The organism is Sphaerisporangium rufum (assembly GCF_016863395.1).
GTDB classification, from domain to species: domain Bacteria; phylum Actinomycetota; class Actinomycetes; order Streptosporangiales; family Streptosporangiaceae; genus Sphaerisporangium; species Sphaerisporangium rufum.
This window is the reverse complement of record NZ_BOOU01000071.1, coordinates 31,872-48,293: the sequence shown is the minus strand read 5'-3', so window position 1 is coordinate 48,293 and position 16,422 is coordinate 31,872. Positions and strand designations below refer to the sequence as shown.

The 16,422-nt window shown below is 73.9% G+C and carries 13 protein-coding genes; 6 read left to right on the top strand and 7 right to left on the bottom strand.

The annotated features are described in order from the left end of the window. Nucleotides 1-96 precede the first annotated feature (96 nt). Nucleotides 97-924 (top strand): GNAT family N-acetyltransferase, encoded by an 828-nt coding sequence (locus Sru01_RS26345; RefSeq protein ID WP_203990863.1) that lies wholly within the window; start codon nt 97-99, stop codon nt 922-924. On the opposite strand, the gene Sru01_RS26340 is transcribed toward Sru01_RS26345, so the two are convergent. Beyond that, nucleotides 909-1,556, bottom strand: a complete 648-nt coding sequence (locus tag Sru01_RS26340; RefSeq protein ID WP_203990860.1) for a response regulator transcription factor — start codon at nt 1,554-1,556, stop codon at nt 909-911. The two genes, Sru01_RS26345 and Sru01_RS26340, sit on opposite strands and share 16 nt — an antisense overlap. Further along, complete coding sequence (locus tag Sru01_RS26335; RefSeq protein WP_203990857.1) at nt 1,547-2,794, bottom strand: sensor histidine kinase; 1,248 nt, start codon at nt 2,792-2,794, stop codon at nt 1,547-1,549. The genes Sru01_RS26340 and Sru01_RS26335 overlap by 10 nt, the downstream gene beginning before the upstream one ends. Before the next feature lie 186 nt (nt 2,795-2,980). Between Sru01_RS26335 and Sru01_RS26330 the strand changes: the two genes are divergently transcribed. Next, nucleotides 2,981-4,348 (top strand): acyltransferase family protein, encoded by a 1,368-nt coding sequence (locus Sru01_RS26330; protein ID WP_203990854.1) that lies wholly within the window; start codon nt 2,981-2,983, stop codon nt 4,346-4,348. On the opposite strand, the gene pgeF is transcribed toward Sru01_RS26330, so the two are convergent. Further along, nucleotides 4,324-5,013, bottom strand: coding sequence for a peptidoglycan editing factor PgeF (gene pgeF, locus Sru01_RS26325; RefSeq protein ID WP_203990961.1), 690 nt, complete (start codon nt 5,011-5,013; stop codon nt 4,324-4,326). The genes Sru01_RS26330 and pgeF overlap by 25 nt on opposite strands. A 304-nt stretch (nt 5,014-5,317) precedes the next feature. Further along, nucleotides 5,318-6,496, bottom strand: a complete 1,179-nt coding sequence (glgA, locus tag Sru01_RS26320; RefSeq protein WP_203990852.1) for a glycogen synthase — start codon at nt 6,494-6,496, stop codon at nt 5,318-5,320. Between the two features lie 79 nt (nt 6,497-6,575). On the opposite strand from glgA, the gene glgC reads away from it, so the two are divergent. The 4 genes from glgC (at nt 6,576) to Sru01_RS26300 (ending at nt 11,513) form a co-directional block, all read left to right on the top strand. Continuing rightward, nucleotides 6,576-7,808 carry a glucose-1-phosphate adenylyltransferase gene (gene glgC, locus Sru01_RS26315; RefSeq protein ID WP_203990849.1) on the top strand — a complete coding sequence of 411 codons (1,233 nt, stop codon included), beginning with the start codon at nt 6,576-6,578 and terminating at the stop codon, nt 7,806-7,808. 45 nt (nt 7,809-7,853) lie between these two features. After that, nucleotides 7,854-9,449 (top strand): ATP-binding protein, encoded by a 1,596-nt coding sequence (locus Sru01_RS26310; protein ID WP_203990846.1) that lies wholly within the window; start codon nt 7,854-7,856, stop codon nt 9,447-9,449. Nucleotides 9,450-9,592: 143 nt separating this feature from the next. Further along, nucleotides 9,593-9,907, top strand: a complete 315-nt coding sequence (locus Sru01_RS26305; protein WP_203990843.1) for a DUF5709 domain-containing protein — start codon at nt 9,593-9,595, stop codon at nt 9,905-9,907. 37 nt (nt 9,908-9,944) lie between these two features. Further along, nucleotides 9,945-11,513, top strand: a complete 1,569-nt coding sequence (locus tag Sru01_RS26300; RefSeq protein ID WP_203990840.1) for a hypothetical protein — start codon at nt 9,945-9,947, stop codon at nt 11,511-11,513. 139 nt (nt 11,514-11,652) lie between these two features. Here the strand turns inward: Sru01_RS26300 and Sru01_RS26295 are convergent, their stop codons facing one another. The 3 genes from Sru01_RS26295 to Sru01_RS26285 form a co-directional block, all read right to left on the bottom strand. After that, entirely contained in the window at nt 11,653-12,849 is a 1,197-nt protein-coding gene (locus Sru01_RS26295) for a mechanosensitive ion channel family protein (protein ID WP_203990837.1), read from the bottom strand. A 293-nt stretch (nt 12,850-13,142) separates the two neighbouring features. Next, complete coding sequence (locus Sru01_RS26290) at nt 13,143-14,138, bottom strand: ribonucleotide-diphosphate reductase subunit beta (RefSeq protein WP_203990834.1); 996 nt, start codon at nt 14,136-14,138, stop codon at nt 13,143-13,145. Further along, nucleotides 14,138-16,384, bottom strand: a complete 2,247-nt coding sequence (locus Sru01_RS26285; protein ID WP_203990831.1) for a ribonucleoside-diphosphate reductase subunit alpha — start codon at nt 16,382-16,384, stop codon at nt 14,138-14,140. Before Sru01_RS26285 ends, Sru01_RS26290 begins: the two co-directional genes overlap by 1 nt. Nucleotides 16,385-16,422 lie beyond the last annotated feature (38 nt).

Here is a 16,422-nt window from a genome sequence, read left to right as displayed (position 1 = left end):
CTTGGCCAACCGGAGAATCCGACATAGCGCTCATAGCGGGATCAATCTCGCGAAATTCGGTGGCTGATCGCTGACCATCACCCTAACGTTGGGCGGATGGACCCTGTCAGCCGCCGTACGGTGCGGGACGCGGCCGGCCGGCCGGTGCTCAGCTACATCGAGGGCACCCGGTACGGCCGCCCGCTCGCCGAACTCCTCCGCGAGCACTCCCCCGCCGCGGCCGGCACGATCCTGCGCACCATGCCCGGCTGGGCGGTCGTCGTCGATGAGGATCTCGGCCGGCGGCTGCTCCAGGCCGGTGCCCGGCCGCTCCGGCACGCCCATGCCTACAGCCGCGACCTGCGGGCGTCGCCCGCGCCGGCGGAGTGGGCGGAGACGGGGTACGGCGTGGTGTCGTGCGGCGCCGTCCCGGCCGACGAGGTCTTCCCGGCCTGGCGGGCCGCCTACCATCCCGACCATCCCGACTACCACCAGCCGGACGACGGGGCCGCACGGCGCGAGCTGGCCACGCTGCTGGCCGGCGAGTCGGAGGGACCCCTGCTGCCCTGCGGCGGGCTGTTGCTGCGCGACGGCAAGGTGGTGGCCGGCGTGCTGGTCGGCACGGTGCCGGGGGAGCCGCCCAGCGGCGGGCCCTGGGTGATGGACGTCTTCCGCGACCCCGACCCCCGCTACGCCGGCCTCGGCGCCGTGATGCTGCGCCGGGCGCTGGCGCTGGCGACGCTGCACGGGCTGCCCGCGCTCGGCCTGGCGGTCACCGAGGGCAATCCGGCCCGCCGGCTGTACGAGCGCCTGGGGTTCGGCCACGTCCGCTCGGCCGTCACGGTGGGGATACCCGGACCGGACCCCGGCCCGGACGACCCCGGCGCGGACGACCCCGGCCCGGGCGCCGCCGGCCGCGACCAGGCGGATCAGGCGCGCAGGTAGGCCAGCACGGCGCGCACCCGCCGGTGCTGGTCGGCGTCGTCGGCGTACAGGTCGAGCTTGGCGAAGATGCCGCGGATGTGCTTCTCCACCGCGCCGTCGGTGATCACCAGCTGCCGGGCGATCGCCGGGTTCGACCTGCCCTCGGCCATCAGGCCGAGCACCTCGCGCTCGCGCGGCGTCAGCGAGACCAGCGGGTCGTCGCGGCGGCGGCGCACCATGAGCTGGGCCACCACCTGGGGGTCGAACACCGTGCCGCCGCCGGCCACCCGGCGCAGCCCTTCGAAGAACTCGTCGACGTCGGCCACTCGGTCCTTCAGCAGGTAGCCGACCGCGCCGCTGGCGTCGGCCAGCAGGTCGTCGGCGTAGGACACCTCGACGTACTGGGAAAGGATCATCACCGGGGAACCCGGCACCCGCCGCCGGGCCTCGACCGCGGCGCGCAGGCCCTCGTCGGCGAAGCTCGGCGGCATGCGCACGTCGACCACCGACACGTCGGGGCGGTGGGCGGCGATCGCCTCCACCAGCGATCCGCCGTCGCCCACCGCCGCCACGACCTCGTGGCCGAACTCCTCCAGCAGCCGCACCAGGCCTGCCCGGATGAGGACGGCGTCGTCGGCCACGACTACCCGCACGGCACCTCCGCGATGATCAATGTCGGCCCGCCGGCCGGCGACCGGACCAGCAGCTCGCCGTCCACCGCGCGCAGCCGGTCGGCCAGCCCCGCCAGGCCGTGCCCCTTGGCGACGTGGGCGCCGCCGACCCCATCATCCCCGATCGCCAGGGTCAGCGCGTCGCCGACCCGGGTCAGCGAGAGGGTGCACAGCTGGGCCCGGCTGTGTTTGGCGATGTTGGTCAGCGACTCGGCGGCCACGTAGTAGACGGTGTTCTCCACAACGGCCGGGTAGCGCTCGACGGTCTGCACGTCCAGCTCCACCGGGACGGTGCACCGGCCGGCCAGCGCGGCCAGCGCCGGGGCCAGCCCGCGGTCGCTGAGGATGGGCGGCGCGATGCCGCGCGACAGCGCCCGCAGCTCGTCCAGGGTCTCGCGGGTCGCGGTGATCGCCTCGCTCAGCGTGGCGTGCGCGGCCTGCGGGTCGCGCTGGAGCTGGCGCTGCGCCCGGGACAGCTCCATCGCCAGGTGCACCAGCCGCTGCTGCGGGCCGTCGTGGATGTCGCGCTCCAGCCGGCGCAGCGCCCCGGCCTCGGCCGACACCGCGGCGGCCCGGCCCTCGGTCAGGTCCTCGATGCGCTCCTGCAGCGCGGCGACCCCGGTGAGCAGCCCGCGGGCGAGTCCGGCCTGCACCGCGGTCACGCCGGGCACGATCAGCGGGAGGGTCAGCGTGAAGAACAGCCCGATGCCCATGTTGAAGGCGGTGTCCCACAGGTAGCCCTCGCCGACGCCGAGCAGCTCCGGCAGGCCATGATTGCCCGGGATGTTGGACAGGATCCAGCCGTACACCGGGTAGAGCAGGCCCGCCACGGCCACCGACCACCAGGTGACGGTCACCACGAAGCCGATGATGGCGAACGGGAACGTGATGATGCCGTGCAGCAGGTCCAGCCAGGACTGCCCGCCGGTCAGCGGGTTCACCATTCGGCGGAACCGGCCGGCGCCGGCCGGCGGCGGCGCGTACCGGGGTCGGGGCACCGGGTGGCCGGACAGCTCGGCCAGCCGCCGTCGCTCCACGTCGGCGAACCCGCGGGCGACGAGCAGCGTGCCGGCCAGGATGGGCAGGCCCAGGTAGAAGGCCACCGTGGCCAGGCCGGCGGCCAGTCCCGCGATCAGCAGGGCGAAGCTCGGGATCGCCAGGGGGAGCCCGAGGAGCGAGTAGCGGGTGGCGGCGGCCAGACGCCGCAGGACCGAAGGCATGGCCTCAACGTACGGCGCGCACCAGCGGCGGGGCGATCCCGCGCACCGCCCGGCCCGGGGTAGGGCCAGCCCTACCCCGGCGGTCGTCCCGGCGGCGGGCGGGAGGCCCGTCCACCTGACTGTGCCGGGGCGCGCGTCGCGGGAGCCTCGAAGGGCCCCCCAACCCCCGACCTCGCGAGGTGCGCCGTGCCCGCCCTGCTCGACCGACCTTCGCCCTCCCCCCGCGCCGGAGCGGCCGGCGGCGGCCGGCCCCGGCCGGCACCGCCCGCCCCCGGGCGGGACCGGTTCATCGACCTGCTGCGCCTGTTCGGCATCGCCGTGGTGGTGCTGGAGCACTGGAGCATCCCGGTGCTGTCCTACGACGGCGGCCGGATCGCCACCGGGAACGCCTACGCCGCGCCGGGGGCCTTCGCGCTCACCTGGCTCGGCCAGTGCATGCCGCTGGTGTTCTTCGCCGGGGGCGCCGCCAACGCGATCAGCCACCGCGCGCACCTGGAGCGCGGCGGCACCGGGCCGGCGTGGCTGGCGGGCCGGGTGCGCCGGCTGGCCTGGCCGGTGCTGCCGCTGGCCGCGGTCTGGGTGCCGCTCCCCCACCTGCTGCTCGCGCTCGGGCTGCCCGCCCAGCCGGTGCGGACCGCCGCCGGGCTGGCCGGGCAGCTGCTGTGGTTCCTCGCCGTCTACCTGCTCGCGGTCGCGCTCACCCCGTGGCTGCGGCGGCTCGGCGACCGGTACGGCGCCCGGGTGCCGGTGGCGCTGGCGCTGGCCGCGGCGCTCGTCGACGTGGTCCGCTTCACCGGGCCGGAGGCCGCCGGGTACCTCAACGTCGCCTTCGTCTGGCTCGCGGTGCACCAGCTCGGGTTCATGTACGCGGGCGGGCGGCTCGGCGGGCACCGGGCGCTGGCCGCCGGCGGGCTCGGCGCGGCGGTGCTGCTGGTCGCGTTCGGCCCCTACCCGGCCGGCATGATCGGGTTGCCCGGCGAGCCGTCCAACGTGGCGCCGCCCACGCTGGCACTCCTCGCGGTGGCCGCCGGCCAGATCGGCGTGGCGATGCTGCTGCGGCCGCGGCTGGTCCGGCTGGCCGCGACACCGCTCGCCGGCCGGCTGCTGGCCTGGGCCGGTCCGCGGATGATGACGGTGTACCTGTGGCACATGAGCGCGCTGTTCGTGGTGGCCGGGGTGGTGGTCGTCGGCCTGGGCGCCGGCACCCCGGCGCCCGGCTCGGCGGGGTGGCTGGCCGGCTGGCCGCTCTGGCTCGGCGCGCTGGCGCTCGTCGCCCGCCCGCTGGTGCGGTGGTTCGCCCGGTTCGAGGCCCCGCCGCGGGTGGCGCCGGGCGCCGCGCCCGGCCGGGGGCGGGTGCTCGCGGCGACCGGGCTGGCCGGTGCCGGGCTGCTCGCACTGACCGCCTTCGGGTTCGTGCCGGGCGTGGCGCCGGTGCTCGGCGCCGGCGCGGTGCTGGCCGGGACGGCGCTGGCGACCCCGCGGCGCCGGCGCGTCCGGGCAGGGGCTCAGGCGGGGGCTCAGGCGGCGGCTCAGCCGGCCGCCAGCCAGACATAACCGGCGAACCGGCCGGTCAGCCGCTCGCGGCGGTGGGAGTACAGGTCGGGGGTCTCGATCGTGCAGCGCTCGTCGTGGCGGACGTCGCGCACCCCGTGCCGGGCGAGCTGCGCGACGATGCCGGCCCGCAGGTCGAGCGCCGGGTCGCCGGCCGGGGTGGCCGACCAGGCCTCGGGCAGGCCGGCCGCGACCTGCTCGCGCAGCTCGGCCGACACCTGGTAGCAGCGTCCGCAGGCCATCGGGCCGAGCACGGCGACCAGGTCGCCGGCTCCGCGGGCGCGCATGGCCTCGACCAGCGCCGGGACCACGCCGGCCGCGGTGCCGGCCCGGCCGGAGTGCGCGCCGCCGACGATGCCGGCCGCCGGGTCGGCGAGCAGGACCGGCGCGCAGTCGGCGGCCAGTACCGCGATGCCGAGGCCGGGACGGTCGGTGAGGACGCCGTCCAGCGCGGGCGGCTCATCGCCGAAGGGGCCGGTGACGTAGCCGACGTCCCGGCCGTGCACCTGGCGCATGAAGACCACCCGGCCCGGGTCCAGGCCGAGGTCGCGGGCGGTGGCGGCGCGGTTGGCGGCGACGGCCGCCGGATCGTCGCCGACCGAGCCGCCGAGGTTCCTGGTGCCGTAGGGGCCGGCGCTCACCCCGCCGTGCCGGTCGGTGAAGGCCATCCTGACCCGGTCGATCGCGATCACCGTCTCAGCCTACCGACCCGGCCCGGGCGCCCCGGCGGGCCCGCCGACCAAACCGATTCAGATTCGGATTCGGCTCCATGATCGGGCGGGCGGGCGTTACCGTGGCCTTTCCCCCAAGTCCCACAAGCACCACGGACCTGATCGGAGCCCGACCGAAGTGGATGTGCCCCTGCACTTCGCGCTGCTCATCGCCGGCGCGGTCTTCTTCGTCATCTGCCTGATGCTGGGCGTGTTCCAGCGGCACTGACGCCGGGCGGGCCCGCCTTCGATGCGGGCCCGCTCAACCGGTCAGGCTCTGGTAGAGCTTGTGGGTGCGGGCCGCGATGGCCGGCCAGGAGAAGTGCTCGACCGCCCGCCGCCGCCCGGCCCGGCCCAGCTCGGCGGCGGTCGCCGGTTCGGCGAGCAGCGCGCCCACCCGCTCGGCGATGCCGGCCGCGAACCGGTCGGGGTCGCGGGGCTCGCCGTCCGCCGCCTGGTCGATCGGCACCAGCAGGCCGGTCTCCCCGTCGGCGACCACCTCGGGGATGCCGCCGGTCGCGGTGGCCACCACGGCGGTCTCGCAGGCCATCGCCTCCAGGTTCACGATGCCCATCGGCTCGTACACCGACGGGCAGACGAACACGGTCGCGTGGGTGAGGATCTGGATGACCTCCGGCCGCGGCAGCATCGCCGAGATCCACACCACGCCGGACCGGGTGTCGCGCAGCTCGCCGACCAGCGCGGTGACCTCCGCGGCGATCTCCGGGGTGTCCGGCGCGCCCGCGCACAGCACCAGCTGGGCGTCCGGCGGGAACGACCGGGCGGCGCGCAGCAGGTGGGCCAGCCCCTTCTGCCGGGTGATCCGCCCGACGAACACCACATACGGGCGGCCGGGATCGATGCCGTGCCGGGCCAGCACCTCGGTGCCCCGATCGGGGGCGTACTCGTCGGTGTCGATGCCGTTGTGGATCACGCTCACCCGGTCCTCGGGGATCTCGCGGTAGCAGGCCAGCACGTCGCGGCGCATGCCCTCCGAGACGGCGATCACCGCGTCCGCGCCCGCCAGCGCGGTGCGCTCGGCCCAGCTCGACAGGGCGTAGCCGCCGCCGAGCTGCTCGGCCTTCCACGGCCGCAGCGGCTCCAGGCTGTGCGTGGTGACCACGTGCGGCACCCCGTACAGCAGCCCGGCCACGTGACCGGCGAGGTTGGCGTACCAGGTGTGGCTGTGCACCACGTCGGCGCCCGCGCACGCCGCCGCCATCTCCAGGTCGACCCCGAGCACCTGCAGCGCGGCGTTGGCGCCGGCCAGCCCGTCCGGCACGGCGTAGGCGCGCACCCCCGGCTCCGCGCGCGGCGCGCCGAAGCAGCGCACCCGCACGTCGGCCGCGGCGCGCAGCTCCCGGGCGAGGTACTCGACATGGACACCGGCACCGCCGTACACCTCGGGCGGGTACTCGCGGCTGAGCAGATCGACGCGCATGCGGACGACCCTACCGTTCGACCAGGTTCGGGGGGGTTCGCCACGATTCAGCAGGACGAACCCGGGTAACGTGCTGCCTATGACGACCAGAGTCCTCGCGATCGTGCTGGCCGGCGGCGAGGGGAAGCGGCTGATGCCGCTGACGGCCGACCGTGCCAAGCCGGCCGTACCGTTCGGGGGAATCTACCGGCTCATCGACTTCGTCCTGTCCAACCTGGCCAACGGCGGCTATCTGCGGATGGTCGTGCTGACCCAGTACAAGAGCCACAGCCTGGACCGGCACGTCAGCCGGACCTGGCGGATGTCCACCATGCTCGGCAACTACGTGACCCCGGTGCCGGCCCAGCAGCGGCTCGGGCCGCGCTGGTTCTCCGGCTCGGCGGACGCCCTGTTCCAGAACCTCAACCTGATCTACGACGAGATGCCGGAGCACTGCATCGTCTTCGGCGCCGACCACATCTACCGGATGGACCCCGGCCAGATGGTCCGCCAGCACATGGACTCGGGCGCGGACGTGACGGTGGCGGCGATCCGCCAGCCGCTGGAGCTGGCCGACCAGTTCGGGGTGATCGAGACCGACCCGTCCGGCCGCCGCATCTCCGCGTTCCGCGAGAAGCCGACCGACGCGGTCGGCCTGCCGGACGCGCCCGACCAGGTGTACGCCTCGATGGGCAACTACGTCTTCCGTACCCAGGCCATGATCGACGCGCTGCGCGAGGACGCGCTCGACCCGAGCAGCAAGCACGACCTGGGCGGCAACATCATCCCGATGTTCGTCAAGGCCGGCAGCGCGGAGGTCTACGACTTCGCCGACAACGACGTGCCCGGCTCCAGCGAGCGTGACCGCGGCTACTGGCGCGACGTCGGCACGCTGGACGCCTACTACGAGGCCCACATGGACCTGGTGTCGGCGCATCCGGTGTTCAACCTGTACAACTCGCGCTGGCCCATCTACACCGGGCACGACCCGCTGCCGCCCGCCAAGTTCGTGCACAACGACGGCGACCGGGTCGGCCGCGCGCTGGACTCCCTGGTGTCCCCCGGCGTGATCATCTCCGGCGGCACCGCCTGCCGGTCGATCCTGTCCCCCGGCGTGGTGCTGCACTCCCACTCCCAGGTGGAGGACTCGGTGCTGATGGGCAATGTGAAGATCGGCCGGGGCGCGGTGGTCCGCCGGGCCATCATCGACAAGAACGTCGTCATCCCGGACGGGGCCCGGATCGGCCTGGACGTCGAGTACGACCGCTCCCGGTTCGCGGTGACCCGGGAGGGCATCGTGGTGATCGGCAAGAACGAGGTGGTGGAGCACTGAGCCGCCGGCCGGACGGGAGTGCCGGCGAGGTGGCAGAATGTGACCATGCGGCCACCCCGAGCAAGGTACTTCAACACCACCGGTCCCTGCGATCCGCGGCTCCACTACATGCTGCCCCCCACCCCACGGCTTCCCGAGGCGCGGACACTCGTCGAGATGGACCGCTATTTCGTGCTGCACGCCCCCCGGCAGACCGGGAAGACCACCATCCTGGACGCGCTGGCGTCGGAGCTGACCGCCGAGGGCGACATCGCCGCCCTGTCGCTGTCCTGCGAGCGCGCCAAGTCGGCCGTCGATGATGTCGGCTGGGCGGAGGCGCTGCTACTGGATTCCCTCCGCGAGGCCGCCGAGCTGTCCGGATGGCCGGCGGAGTTGCGGCCGCCGGATTCCCCGCCGCAGGTCACCCCGGGCAGCCGGTTCGGTGCGGCGCTGAGCGAGTGGTGCCGCCGCTGCCCGCGCCGGGTGGTGCTGCTCCTCGACGAGATCGACGCACTGCAGGGCAACAGCCTGGTCAGCATCCTCAGCCAGCTCCGCGACGGGCACAACAGGCGATCGAAGGGCTATCCGTTCCCCGCCTCGGTGGTGCTGTGCGGGTTGCGGGACGTGCGCGACTACAAGCTCGCCTCCGGCGGCGACCCCGGCCGGTACAACCCGGCCAGCCCGTTCAACATCATCGCCAGGTCGCTACGCCTGGGCGACTTCACCGCCGACCAGATCGCCGAGCTGTACGGCCAGCACACCCAGGCCACCGGCCAGGAGTTCGCCAAGGACGCGGTGGACCGGGTCTTCGAGCTGACCCAGGGACAGCCCTGGCTGGTCAACGCCCTCGCCGATGAGCTCATCACCCAGATGGGGGTGACCGGCACCATCACCATCGGGCAGGTGGAGGAGGCCAAGGAGCGGCTGATCCGGGCGCGTGCCGTCCACCTGGACTCCCTGGCGGCCCGGCTGCACGAGCCCCGGGTGAAGCGGGTGATGGAACCCATCGTCGCCGGCGGCACTTACATCGACCGCCACAACTCCGGCGACCTGGCCTACGCCCGCGATCTCGGCCTGATCACGCAGAAGCCCCCGCCGCAGGTGGCCAACCCGATCTACCGGGAGGTCATCCTGCGCGTGCTGGGCGAGCTGACCGAGCAGAACATCCACGCCGACCCGCACAGCCTCGTGCTCCCCGACGGCCGGTTCGACCTGCCCCGCCTGCTGGAGGAGTTCGTGGTGTTCTGGCGGGAGCACGGCGAGGTCCTCATCCGGCAGGAGGGCTACCACGAGGCCGCCTGCCAGATCATCCTGATGGCCTTCCTGCACCGCCTGGTCAACGGCGGCGGCTACCTCGACCGGGAGTACGCCGCCGGCACCAAACGCCTGGACGTCCTCGTCCGCTGGCCCTACCCCGGACCCGACGGCGAACGGCTGATGCAACGCGAAGCCATGGAACTGAAGGTGTGGCGAACCGGCGCCGACGACCCGAAACCCGAGGGCCTGGCCCAGCTCGACCGCTACCTCGACCGGCAGACCCTGCCCACCGGCGTCCTGGTCATCTTCGACCGCCGCCCCGAAGCACCACCATGGAAGGAACGCGGCGACTTCGAGCAGGCGACCACCCCGTCCGGCCGCCCGATCACCGTCCTGCGAGCATGACGCTTCCTCGGTCGACCTCGATCTCCACGCCGCCCCCGGCCAAATGCTCGGACGACACCCCTCCCGTACGACTGCCCGGGAGATCTAACCCCGGCATACCGGGCCGGCGTGCCGATATCACCCGAGGCGGGTAAGGGGCGCGTATGAGAGACATGCGGCAGGCCCCGGACGACATGGGGGACGACGAGCAGCAGACCGAGATCGAGGAGTGGACCGACGACCTCGGGCTCGAGCACGAGATCGCCGAGGAACATCCCGAGACGCCCGAGGGCATCTCCCGGCGGGTGTGGCAGGAGGCCCGCGACCGCCGGCACGTGCCCCGGGAGGGGCACCGCCTGGTCGCCCCGGACGAGGGGGCCCACTCCGACGTGGACGCCGAGGAGTACGCGCGGGAGGTCGGCGCGGACGACGGCGACCTGTCGGCCGAGGAGCGGGCGATCCACCTCGAGGAGGACTGACCCGCGACCGGGGCCCGATGCGCGCTAAGGTCCCGGTGTGCGTAGATCACGACCGTTCTGGCGGCTCACTCCGGCGGAGCGCAAGGTCTGGGACGCCTATCCCACCGGTGCCTGGGTCGACCTGCGGACCGGCCGCGACGAGGAGGACGACCCCGCGCGCGGCGCGCGATGGGGGCCGGAGCGGACCGTCCGGGCGCGGGTGCTGACCGCGCTGCTACTGGGCGCCCGGCCGGCCGAGCCGGGGCGGGTGCCGGGCCTGCGGCTGGCCGGCGCCACGGTCGTCGGGACGCTCGACCTGTCCGACGCCACGGTACCCGCCAAGCTGCACCTGCTGAACTGTCACCTCGGCGACCCGGTCACCCTGATCGATTCGGCGACCAAGGGGCTGCGGTTCCGCGGCTGCGACATCCGGCGCATCCGGGCGGCCCGCTGCACGGTGGACGGCCTGTTCGAGCTGGACGGGTGCACGGTGCACGCCGGGTTGCGGCTGGACAACACCCGGATCTCCGGGCAGCTGCGCCTGTCCGGCACGCACCTGGCCGCGCCGGAGCCCACCTCGGCCGCCGACGAGTCCTTCCTGGCCGACCGGCGGCGGCGGTTCGGCGACGTCGAGCGGCAGGAGCGCGGCTGGGACCAGCACCACTGGGCGCTGTGGGCCGGCGGCCTGGCCGTGGCCGGCGGCGCCTTCTGCCGCGGCCTGCGCGCCGAGGGCGGGCTGCGCCTGATCGGCGCCCGGTTCGACAGCGGGCTGTTCATGCAGCAGGCGGTGATCCGGGCCACCGGCCCGCACGCGATCTACGCCGATCACCTGCAGGCGAGCAGCGTGGAGTTCAGCGCGGGATTCACCGCCGAGGGCACCGTGCGGCTGCGCGGCGCCCGGGTGGCCGGCGTGCTGTCCTTCGACCGGGCGGTGCTGGCGGCCGAGGACCGCTGCCTGCACCTGAGCCACATGCAGGTGGACGAGCTGATCCTGCGCCCGGCCTCGGCCCGGGGCGAGGTGAACCTCGGCTACTCGCGGATCGGCGTCCTGCTGGACCATCCGGACGCCTATCCCGGGCACGTCCGGCTGAACGGGCTGCAGTTCGAGTCGCTGCGCGGCCAGCCCCGGACCGCCGACCGGCTGGCCTGGGTGGCCAAGGACCCCGAGGGGTACCGGCCGCAGCCCTACGAGCACCTGGCCGGCTGGTACCGCCGGATCGGGCACGACAAGGACGCCCGCGACGTGCTGCTGGCCAAGCAGCGGGCCCGGCGGGCCACGCTGCGCTGGCCGGGCCGGCTCGCGGGGGTGCTGCTGGACTGGGCCGTCGGCTACGGGTACCGTCCCTGGCTGGCCGCGGTGTGGACGGCGGTGCTGCTGGCCGCCGGGACCGCGGTGTTCGCCACCCACCCGCCGGCCCAGGTGGGCCTGGACGAGCGGCGGACCTTCCACCCGTTCCCCTACACGCTGGACCTGCTGGTCCCGGTGAGCGTGTTCGAGCAGCGCGGCGCCTGGGAGCCGGTGGGCTGGACGCAGTGGCTGGCCAACCTGCTCATCGCGGCGGGCTGGATCCTCGCCACCGCGCTGATCGCCGGCGCCACCCGCGTGCTGCGCCCGCCGAGCAACTGATCCCGCCCGCCGGCCGTCGCCTCCCGGCGCCGCGGCCCGGCCGCGCGGCCGCATCGCGCGGACACGGGGCCGCGGAACCGATGGCCACGAACTCGGCGGACGCGGAGGCGACGGATGCGGGGCGACGGAGCCGGTTCGGTCAGCGCGGGCCGGGCGGCCGGCGGCCGGGCCGGGCGGCGGCGCCGTCGCGGGCGGGTTCGGCACCGTCCCGGCCGGGCAGGCCGCCGGGCTCGCGGCCCGGCTCGGGGTCGGCCACCCGGTCGGGCCGGCCGGTCCGGACGCCGTTGCGGCCGAACGCGCCGCGGCTCTGCGCGTCCTCGACCCGGAAGCGCGGCAGCGCGTCGGGGTGGTTGCGGCGGATGTACCCCACCAGGTGCTCGCGCATATCGCACTTGAGGTCCCACACGCTGGGCGCGTCCGAGGCGCTCATCAGCGCGCGGAGCTGCACCAGGCCGTTGGGCAGCACATCGGTCACCTGCAGGGTCCAGTCCTTCTGGTCCCACAGCGGGTGCTCGCGCAGCGCCCGGTACAGCTCGCCGCGCAGCTCGTCCACCGGCACCGACCAGTCGACGTACAGCATCAGGTGGCCGACGACGCGGCTTTCGTAGCGGGTCCAGTTCTCGAACGGCGTGGCGGTGAAGTAGGAGACCGGCAGGATCAGCCGCCGTTCGTCCCATACCCGCACCACCACGTAGGTGAGGGTGAGCTCCTCGATCCGGCCCCACTCGCCGTCCACCACGACGGCGTCGTCCAGCCGGATCGCGTCGCTGAAGGCCAGCTGCAACCCGGCGATCAGGTTGCTCAGCGTGGACTGGGCGGCGATACCGGCCACCACGCCGGCGATCCCGGCCGAGGCCAGCAGCCCGGCGCCGAGCGCGCGCACCGCCGGGAAGGTGAACAGCATCGCGCCCAGCGCGACGATGATGATGACCGCGGCGGCCACCCGGCGGACCAGGGTGATCTGGGTGCGGATGCGCCGGGCCTTGCGGTTGCCCACGCCCTCGACCCGGTTCAGCCGGGACAGCACCACGTCGGTCACCGCGTAGGCGGCCTGGATGACCAGGGCCGCGACGCACGCGATCAGCAGCAGGGCGACGGTCTGCTCCACCGCGCTGTTGGTCTTGCCCTCCGACATGCCCGGCCGGTACACCGCGTCGAAGGCGACGACTCCCGCCGTCGCGAACGCCGGCCAGGTGCAGCGCTCCACCAGCGGACCGGCCAGCTGGAACCGGCCGTTCACCCGGCGGTTGCTGAGCAGGCGTCGCAGCAGCTCGACCAGCACGACGGCGCCGAGCACGGCGACCACCAGAATGATCCATTGAAGTGCGGATGACACCTGTGGCGCCTCCTTCGTCGTCTCGTTCTCGCTGGTACCGGGGCCGGTAGTTCACCGTACGGCCGGCGCGCACCGTCGCATGACGAAGCATGACAAATATCGGTGTTTCCGACGAGTCGGCCGCGCCGCGGGTTCCCCGGCCGCCGGCCGGGCGGCCCGATCCATCCGCCGGCCGCCCGGCCCCGGCACCCTTGCGCTGCCTCCATAACCCCGCCCCGCGCGGCGAACCCGGCCGGCGCGATCTTCTCAGGGAGACATGCCTCACATTCCACGCCCGCCGCAGGTGCGGACCTTCAGAACTCCTCGTCGAGCCGGACGCCGCCCGGCACCGCGACCTGGTAGGCCGACACCCGGCGCTCGAAGAAGTTCGCCAGCTCCTGCACGTCCTGTAGCTCCATGAACGCGAACGGGTTGGCGGTGCCGTAGCGGACCGGCAGGCCGAGCCGGGCCAGCCGCCGGTCGGCGACGTACTCCAGGTACTCGCGCATCCGCTCCGCGCTCATGCCGGCCAGCCCGTCGCCGCACAGGTCGCGGGCGAAGGCCAACTCGGCCGCCACCGCCTCCTCCACCATCCGGGTCACCCGGGCGCCGAGGGCGTCGTCGAAGAGCTCCGGTTCCTCGACGCGCACGGTGTCCACCACCGCGAAGGCGAACTCCATGTGCAGGGACTCGTCGCGGAACACCCAGTTCGTCCCGGTGGCCAGCCCGCCGAGCAGCCCGCGCGAGCGCAGCCAGTACACGTAGGCGAAGGCGCCGTAGAAGAACAGCCCTTCGATGCAGGCGGCGAAGCAGATCAGGTTGAGCAGGAACGCCCGGCGGTGCTCCGGTGTCTCCAGCCGGGCCAGCTCGTGCACCGAGTCGATCCACCGGAAGCAGAACTCGGCCTTGGCCCGGATCGACGGGATGTGCTCCACCGCGGCGAACGCCCGGGCCCGCTCGTCATGGTCGGGCAGGTAGGTGTCCAGCAGCGTCAGGTAGAACTGGACGTGCACCGCCTCCTCGTACAGCTGCCGGGACAGGTACAGCCGGGCCTCGGGGGCGTTGATGTGCTGGTAGAGGTTGAGCACCAGGTTGTTGGCGACGATCGAGTCGCCGGTGGCGAAGAACGCCACCAGCCGGTTGATCAGGTGCCGCTCCGCCTCGTCCAGCCGGGCCAGGTCGGCCAGGTCGGACTGCAGGTCCACCTCCTCCACCGTCCAGGTGTTGCGGATCGCCGCCCGGAACCGCTCGTAGAACTCCGGGTAGCGCATCGGGCGCAGGGTCAGGTCCATGCCGGGGTCGAGCAGCATCACTGGCACGCCTCGCAGATCTCGGGGTTCTCCAGGGAACAGGCCACCGCGCCGGCGTCCGGCCCGGCGGCGGGTGCGAGGACGGGCCCGGGGGCGGGTACGGCGTCCTCGGCCGCGACGGTGGTCTGCGCGATGCGGGTCGCCGGCCGCGAGCGCAGGTAGTAGGTGGTCTTCAGCCCGGCCCGCCAGGCGTAGGCGTACATCGACGACAGCTTGCCGATCGTCGGGGCGGCCATGAACAGGTTCAGCGACTGCGACTGGTCGATGTACGGCTGCCGGGCGGCGGCCAGGTCGATCAGCGCCTTCTGCGGCAGCTCCCAGGCGGTGCGGTACAGCCGCCGCAGGTCCTCGGGCAGCTCGGCGACGCCCTGCACCGACCCGTCGGCCCGCTTGATCGCGTCCCGCACCCGGGGCGTCCACAGCCCCCGCTCGCGCAGGTCGCGGACCAGATAGCGGTTGACCTGGAGGAACTCCCCCGACAGCGTCTCGCGCTTGAACACGTTGGACACCTGCGGCTCGACGCATTCGTAGCACCCGGCGATCGAGGCGATCGTCGCGGTGGGCGCGATGGCGACCAGCAGCGAGTTGCGCAGCCCGGTCGCCGCGATCCGCTCGCGCAGCGCCGCCCACTCGGCGGGGTGCGCCGGCGCCGCGTCCGGGAAGTGGTCGGGGTGCAGCACCCCGGCGGCGGCCCGGGTGTCGGGATAGGAGGGGTGCGGGCCGGACTCCTCGGCGAGCGTCGCGGACGCGGCGTAGGCGGCCAGCGCGATCTCCTCGGCGATCCGGGTGGACAGCGCGAGCGCCTCGGCCGAGTCGAACGGCAGGCGCAGCGCGAAGAACACGTCGGCCAGCCCCATCACGCCGAGCCCGATCGGCCGCCAGCGCAGGTTGGCCGCCCGGGCCTGCGGCGTCGGGTAGAAGCCGCGGTCGATCGACCGGTCCAGGAAGCGCACCGCGGTGGTCACCGTGGCCCGCAGCCGCGCCCAGTCCAGGCCGTCGCCGGCCAGGTGGGCGGCCAGGTTCACCGAGCCGAGGTTGCACACCGCGGTCTCCGCGTCGCTGGTCACCTCGATGATCTCGGTGCACAGGTTCGACAGGTGGACGACGTTCTCCGGGCGCGCGGTCTGGTTGCAGGCCCGGTTGGCGGCGTCCTTGAAGGTCATCCAGCCGTTGCCGGTCTGCGCGAGCGTGCGCATCATCCGGCCGTACAGCGCCCGGGCCGGGACCTGGCGGACGTAGGTGCCGGCCGCCTCGGCCGCCCGGTACCGCTCGTCGAACGCGGCGCCCCACAGGTCGGCCAGCTCGGGCACCTCCTTGGGGTCGAACAGCGACCACACCCCGTCGGCCTCCACCCGGCGCATGAACTCGTCGGGGATCCAGTTGGCGAGGTTGAGGTTGTGGGTGCGCCGGGCGTCCTCGCCGGTGTTGTCGCGCAGCTCCAGGAACTCCTCCACGTCGGCGTGCCAGGGCTCCAGGTACACGCACGCCGCGCCCTTGCGCCGGCCGCCCTGGTTGACCGCGGCGACGCTGGCGTCCAGGGTGCGCAGCCAGGGCACGATGCCGTTGGACAGCCCGTTGGTGCCCCGGATCAGCGAGCCGCGCGCCCGCACCCGGGTCCAGGAGACGCCGATGCCGCCGGCGTACTTCGACAGCCGGGCGATCTGGCCGTACCGCTCGTAGATCGCCTCCAGCTCGTCGCGCGGCGAGTCGAGCAGGAAGCACGAGGAAAGCTGCGGGCGGCGGGCGCCGGAGTTGAACAGCGTCGGCGAGCTCGGCAGGTAGCACAGGGTGGACATCAGCCGGTACAGCTCGGCGGCCTCGGCCACCGTGCCGGACAGCCCGCAGGCGACCCGCAGGAAGAAGTGCTGCGGCCGTTCCAGCACGCCGCGGGTCACCGGGTGCCGCAGCAGGTAGCGGTCGTAGACGGTGCGCAGGCCGAAGTACTCGAACCGGGCGTCGGCCGCGTGGTCCACCAGCGCGTCCAGCTCGGCGGCGGCGGACCGGACGAAGGCGGCGAGCTCGTCGTGCACCAGGCCGGCCTGGTGCGCGGCGGCCACCGACTCGGCGAACGACCGCACGCCGTGCGCCGCGGCCTCCTCGATGATCTCCTCGGCGAGCAGGCCGGCGGCGATCCGGGAGTTCTCCGGGTCGGTGATCACCCGGGCGGCGGCCTCCTCGATGGCGAGCCGCCGCTCACCACCCCCGGCCGATCCCGGCCCGGCCGGCCGGTCGCTGGTCACGGTCATGCTGTCTCCTCGCTGCGCTCGGACTCCCCGCCGGGAGG

Bases quoted from the DNA above. Each gene is read 5' to 3' on its own strand.
- pgeF (WP_203990961.1), bottom strand. From the start codon at position 5,013: ATGGCCTTCACCGACCGGCACGGCGGGGTGAGCGCCGGCCCCTACGGC.
- Sru01_RS26305 (WP_203990843.1), top strand. From the start codon at position 9,593: ATGAGAGACATGCGGCAGGCCCCGGACGACATGGGGGACGACGAGCAG.
- glgC (WP_203990849.1), top strand. From the start codon at position 6,576: ATGACGACCAGAGTCCTCGCGATCGTGCTGGCCGGCGGCGAGGGGAAG.
- Sru01_RS26290 (WP_203990834.1), bottom strand. From the start codon at position 14,138: ATGCTGCTCGACCCCGGCATGGACCTGACCCTGCGCCCGATGCGCTAC.
- Sru01_RS26335 (WP_203990857.1), bottom strand. From the start codon at position 2,794: ATGCCTTCGGTCCTGCGGCGTCTGGCCGCCGCCACCCGCTACTCGCTC.
- Sru01_RS26345 (WP_203990863.1), top strand. From the start codon at position 97: ATGGACCCTGTCAGCCGCCGTACGGTGCGGGACGCGGCCGGCCGGCCG.
- Sru01_RS26310 (WP_203990846.1), top strand. From the start codon at position 7,854: ATGCGGCCACCCCGAGCAAGGTACTTCAACACCACCGGTCCCTGCGAT.
- glgA (WP_203990852.1), bottom strand. From the start codon at position 6,496: ATGCGCGTCGATCTGCTCAGCCGCGAGTACCCGCCCGAGGTGTACGGC.
- Sru01_RS26285 (WP_203990831.1), bottom strand. From the start codon at position 16,384: ATGACCGTGACCAGCGACCGGCCGGCCGGGCCGGGATCGGCCGGGGGT.